The organism is Aquiflexum sp. (assembly GCF_977115555.1).
The window spans coordinates 1-3,093 of record NZ_CDSBKL010000449.1 but is presented as its reverse complement, the minus strand read 5'-3'; the positions used below and the strand labels follow the sequence as shown (position 1 = coordinate 3,093).

The following is a 3,093-nucleotide window of genomic DNA, read 5'->3' as shown; positions in this document are numbered from 1 at the left end:
ATGGTAATTTATGCCGGTAAAGAGGGGAAAGACATCACCGAAACATGCAACAACCTCAAAGACATCTGCACAGATTCTTTCAAGAAAAAGATAACAGAACAAGATGAATCCAAATAATATCGCTGACTTTTTTTCTTGGTTCTGGTTTTTGCCTGAGACCTTCAAGACTTTTGAATGGGAAAACCTTTGGGCGCTGCACCTCATTTGGATCGCTCCATTGATTTTGGTTTTGAGAAAATTTGTGAAATTCCTCAAAAACCCTGTTCTAGAGCTTTCTCTGCCTGGAACAGTTTCCCAAAACAATCCATGGACTTACCTTCGGTTGATTCCGGGGCTGATGTTTATCCTCGCAGTTTGGATGATTATTATTGCCTTGGCACGCCCTCAAAAAAGCAATGAAAGGGTCGAGCAGTCCACAGAGGGAATTGACATCATGATCGTAATGGATATCTCAGAATCCATGGACCTGCAGGATTTCAAACCCAACAGACTTGAAGCCGCCAAAGAAACAGCGATTGACTTTATCAACGGACGCTTTGGAGACAGAATCGGAATGGTGATATTCTCAGGAGAAGCTTATTCGCTAGCTCCTTTGACCACAGATTATGCCCTGCTTACAGACTTGGTCAAGGACATTTCATTCAATATGATGGATGCCAAGGGTACTGCGATCGGATCCGCTTTGGCAGCGGGAACCAACCGGATGAGAGAATCAGAATCAAAAAGCAAAGTTATGATCCTATTAAGCGATGGAGAAAGCAATGCCGGTAACGTCGATCCACTTTTTGCTGCACAGTTGGCTGCGGCTATGGATATCAAGATTTACACCATTGCAGTGGGCAAAGACGGTATGGTTCCTTATGGCGTAGATTTCTTTGGCAGACCGCAGATGGTCGAAAGCTACTTGGACGAATCTACTCTTAGAGAAATTGCAGGAATCGGAAACGGGGAGTTTTTTCGGGCTTCTGACGACAATGCCTTGCAACAGATTTTTGATCAAATAAATACCTTAGAAAAAGCCGAAATCCTGGAATCTCGGTACAAGGAAACGACAGATTATTATAGAGTATATCTCTTTTGGGGAATTCTGTTGTTCTTAGCTTGGCTTGGATTGAAGAGTACTTTCTTCAATAACTTTTTGCTGGATTGAAAAAATATCAAACCCCTACTTTCTCCTTCCAATCTTCCAACCTCCTGTCCATCACCTTGAACCACAGAGGCGGAAACAAGGCCAAAATAATCATGGCTGAATAGCCTTGGGGTAGCTGTGGGCTTTCATCGTAATGATTCAGCACCTGATAGCGCTTATGGGCAAAAGCATGGTGGTCGGAATGCCGCTGAAGCTGGAACAACAAGAAATTGCTGACCAAATGACTCGCATTCCAAGAGTGCAAAGGAGTTACTTTTTCATACCTGCCGTTTGGCAATTGCTTTCTCGCCATCCCATAATGCTCAATGTAATTTACCAATTCCAACAAACTGAATCCAAAGAAACTCTGTGCAAAAAACAAAACCGGAACTTCCCACACAAACCTGTCTTGCAGGAATGAAAACCCAATGGTAAAAACCCCCACAAATGCCAATGGAAGCAGAGTAAACCGGATCATCTGATTTTGGCTTGACCATACCGTAAGTCCCTTTTTGTGAAGTCTTTCCTTTTCCAATTCAAGGGCACTCAAATACCCATCTTTGACAGACCTCCACCAAAAGCTATAAAAAGTCTCCCCAAACCTGCTCGTAGCAGGGTCTTCCGGAGTTGCTACCCGAACATGATGTCCCCTGTTGTGCTCAATGATAAAGTGCATGTAGCAGACAGTCATCAATAAAACCTTGGCGTAAAACTGCTCCACGGCTTCGGGTTTGTGGCCCAACTCATGCGCTACAGTTATTCCTATTCCCCCGGTTACCAAGGCCAAACCGGTGGAAAAAGCCAACCATTCAGCCAAAGACAAAGGATTATTTGCCACAGCATAAAAACCCCAAACCAAAACCCCAAGCTGCACATATACCCAAATGAATGTCACCAAGCGATAGAACCGCTCTTTAGAAACATCGGAGATTTCATTTTCTGGAATATTGGTCCTGTCGGTTCTGATGAGAAAATCCAGAAAAGGCACCAAAATAAAAACAAATGCATGGATCAGAAGCAAATTCCACCCACCCAAATAAAAACCTCCAATCAACAAGACAGGTAGGATAAAGGCTGCATAAAACCCGATTTTTTTAAGGTGCTTCATAGCTTGAAGTTAGGAAATGGGAATTGAAAAAAAAAGCATACGCCATCCCCGGTATCCAAAGCCAAAAATCGCCATTTCCTTATTCAGAAAAGATATCTTTTGTCAAATCCTCAAACAGAATGTAGGTAGCATAGAATGTAATCGGGATGGTGACCAATAACCCCAACCCTAGCGTGAGAATACCCAACAAATTGATAATGATTAAGATCAATGTGAAAACAAAAAATTTCCACCACCTCACAGTGATCAATTTTCGGCTTTCTTCCAATGCTGTCCAAAAATCAAACCCACCAAATAAGGCCATCAGGACTGCAAAGCTATATCCCACCGCGAGATAAATACCCGGAACCAAAAATGCAAAAAGTCCCAAAGCCACCAATATCTGTCCAATCAGCCATATAGAGAAAACCGGCATATAAAAACTGAAACCTTTAAAGAAATCAGGATAGATCACCGGCATTCCCAAACTGACCCTATTAGCCACCAGGTAAAAACCTGAATACAAGGGTGGTGCCAAAAACAACGCAAATACAAAAGCAAATTGTTCCAAGTAAATACTTGCCAAAAGTTGAAGTGAAATGATCAGCATGGTATATGCCACGCTCAACACCGGTTGCTTGAGAAACATTTGCCAAGCCCTTTGAAAAATGTCCTTGAAATCAAAATCGTAGCCCGTAACCCTAAGTTGTTCTAATTTTTCTTTACTCATTTATAAGACCAGAGATGTGAGATTTGAGACTTGAGACATGAGATTTGAGAAAAATTCGAAGCTCGGTATGAAAGGAATATTCAATTATTTAAATCCATTTATCATCAAGAAAACGATACAAATAACCCAATAACCATTTAACCATTC

General features: G+C 41.8%; 3 protein-coding genes. 1 reads left to right on the top strand and 2 read right to left on the bottom strand.

Translation table 11 applies throughout. From position 1 onward, the window contains the following. The first annotated feature begins 103 nt into the window (after positions 1–103). On the top strand, positions 104–1,150 hold the full coding sequence (locus tag ACZFYI_RS18090) for a vWA domain-containing protein (protein WP_462525526.1): 1,047 nt from the start codon (positions 104–106) through the stop codon (positions 1,148–1,150). Positions 1,151–1,157: 7 nt separating this feature from the next. Here the strand turns inward: ACZFYI_RS18090 and ACZFYI_RS18085 are convergent, their stop codons facing one another. Further along, positions 1,158–2,237, bottom strand: a complete 1,080-nt coding sequence (locus ACZFYI_RS18085; protein WP_462525525.1) for an alkane 1-monooxygenase — start codon at positions 2,235–2,237, stop codon at positions 1,158–1,160. Between the two features lie 79 nt (positions 2,238–2,316). Beyond that, a complete protein-coding gene (locus tag ACZFYI_RS18080) occupies positions 2,317–2,946 on the bottom strand; it encodes a hypothetical protein (RefSeq protein ID WP_462525524.1) in 630 nt (209 codons plus the stop codon). Positions 2,947–3,093: the final 147 nt, after the last annotated feature.